The organism is Actinacidiphila sp. bgisy144, assembly GCF_057708105.1.
The window spans coordinates 1-2,626 of the sequence record NZ_JBYIRM010000086.1; the positions used below are offsets into that span (position 1 = coordinate 1).

Sequence of the window (2,626 nt, forward strand, 5' to 3'; positions counted from 1 at the left end):
GGCCCGAATCACCCGCTGCTGCGAGGGACCATTCGGCGCCGACAGACCATTACTCGCCCCGTCCTGATTCACCGCACTACCGGCCACCACCGCCAACACCCGATGCCCACGCTCACGCGCAACCGACAACCGCTCCAACACCACCACGCCAACGCCCTCACCCCACCCCGTGCCATCAGCCGCCTCCGCAAACGGCTTACACCGCCCATCGCTGGCCAACCCCCGCTGCCGCGCAAACTCCGTGAACATCTCCGGGTTGGGCATCACCGTGACACCACCGGCCAACGCGATCCCGCACTCACCGGACCTCAGCGCCTGCGCCGCCAGGTGAATCGCCGTCAACGACGAGGAACACGCCGTGTCCACCGACACTGCAGGACCCTGCAACCCCAACGCATACGCCACCCGACCCGACGCCACACTCGCCGTCGTCCCGGTGATCCCGAAGCCGCCAGCACCGTCCTGCTCGCCGACTCGGTATCCCAGCGCGGTGATTCCGGCATAGACGCCTGTGTCGGTCCCCTTCAGCGAACCCGGGGCAATCCCCGCGTCCTCCAGCGCCTCCCAGCACGTCTCCAAGAGCAGCCGCTGCTGCGGGTCCATTCCCAACGCCTCGCGCGGACTGATCCCGAAGAACTCCGCATCGAACCCACCCGCACCCTCCAAGAACCCACCCACCCGGGCATAACCCACACCCCCATCACCGGAATCGGAGCCGTCACCCCGCTCCCCGTCCCAGCCACGGTCCGCCGGGAACCCCGACATCGCATCAGAGCCCCCCGCAACCAACCGCCAGAAACCCTCCGCGTCCTCCACCCCACCCGGGAACCGACAACCCATCCCGACGATCACCACCGGCTCCTGCATCCGGGCAACCGCAGCAGGCGTTTCCCGCAGGGCCTCTTGCTCACCGGTCAGTTGCTGCCACAGGTAGCCCACCAGCGCTGTCGGTGTCGGATAGTCGAACAGGACGGTGGCGGGCAGCTGGAGTGTGGTGGCGGTCTTCAGCCGGTTGCGGAGATCAAGTGCGCTATAGGAGTCGAAGCCCTGCTCGCGGAAGCTCCGGTCCGCGTCGACGCCCTGCGGGCCGTCGTGACCGAGTACTTCGGCGGCAAGGGTCAGGACCAGGCGGGCGAGCTGACGTTCGCCGTCGACCCCCGACGAACCAGTGGCCTCGCCGTCGACCCCCGACGAACCAGTGGCCTGGGCGCCATCCTTCTGCCCCTGCGCCACCTCATGGCGGGAGCCGCTCAGGATGGTGGATCGCAGCTCATCGGTAAGGTCCGCGACGACGACGGATGTGTGGTCGTGTCCCACGGTCCAGGCGAGCACTTCGGCCAGATCGTCGGGGTCGGTGTGGCGCATGCCGTCGACAGCTCCGGCGCCGGCACCGTGCCAGGCGACGGAGGTGGCCGCGCGGCCTGCTGCCCGGCGGTGGCTCACCAACGCAGCAGCGAAGGCTCCGTAGGCACGCTTGTCCACGTCCTGCTCGATCCCGAGCTGAGCGCCGGCGTGGGAGATGACGACGAACGCCGACAGCTCGCGGTCGACGGTCTGGTCGTGCAGGTGGAGCAGATCCTCGATGTCCTGCGCCCCGGCCTGACCATCCGGCAGGGCGACGACCGCAGTGGCGTCCTGGGGCAGGTCTGCTCCTCGGACGACCTCGGCGCCCGCGGTCGTCAGCCATCGGGTGACTGCCGCGGCGAGCGGGCCGTTGTCGTCACCGGACAGCAGGACCTTGCCCGTCGGCTGCCAGGGCAGCCGTGAGGTGTCGGCGTCGATGGGTGCGACGCGCACCTTCCTGGCGAACACGCCCGCCGGGCGCAGGGCCAGCCGGTCCTCGCTGTACTGGCCGCCGAGCACGGCGCGCAGCCGGCCCCGGGTGGTGGCGTCCCATGCGCGGGGCAGATCAAGACATCCGCCGCGGCCGCCCGCCATCGACGGCCGGTCCCAGATCGCGGACTGCCGCGGGTCGCCGGGCCGGTCGGCCGACTCGGCAGGTACTGCCTCGACCGTGGCGTTCCACACCGGGACGCCGTCGACGACCGGCTCTCCAGGGGGCAGGAAGGAGACCACGCCCACGACTTCGGAGTAGCGCGCACTCATCAAGGCACCGACCTGCGACAGGTCTGTCTCAAGACGGTGGACCACGCCGCCGTCGGCGGACAGCGCCTCCGCCACCTCGGCGGCGACCCTCTCATCAGGGAATCCCGGGGGGACGAGGATCAGTCGGCTACCGCTGACCGCCGGCCGGATGTCCGCGGTCACCGGTTCCCACGCCACCCGGTACAGCTGCGCGTTGAACTTCGCCCGACTGCGCTGCCGCTGCCGCAGGCCGGAGAGGGCCGGCAGCAGCGATGCGATCGTCGAGCGCTCGGCGGTCAGGCCGAGTACACCGGCGAGTGCCTCGACGTCGTTGCTCTCGATCGCCTGCCAGAACGCGCCGTCGGCCGAGTCACCGTCATGATCGCCCGCCACGGCGGCCTTCGGCCAGTAGTGCTGCCGCTGGAACGCATACGTCGGCAAAGCCACCCTCCGGGCCCCACCCTCCCCACCATTCACCGCGGCCCAGTCCACCTCCACACCCGCCACATACAAACCGGCCAGCGCACGCAACGCCGTCTCG

Annotated in this window: 1 protein-coding gene; it reads right to left on the bottom strand. The window is 70.1% G+C overall.

The window, feature by feature from the left end; translation table 11 throughout:
• A partial coding sequence (locus AC3EVP_RS36765; protein ID WP_435138109.1) for a beta-ketoacyl synthase N-terminal-like domain-containing protein occupies positions 1-2,532 on the bottom strand: 2,532 nt, incomplete at its 3' end.
• Between the last annotated feature and the right edge of the window lie 94 nt (positions 2,533-2,626).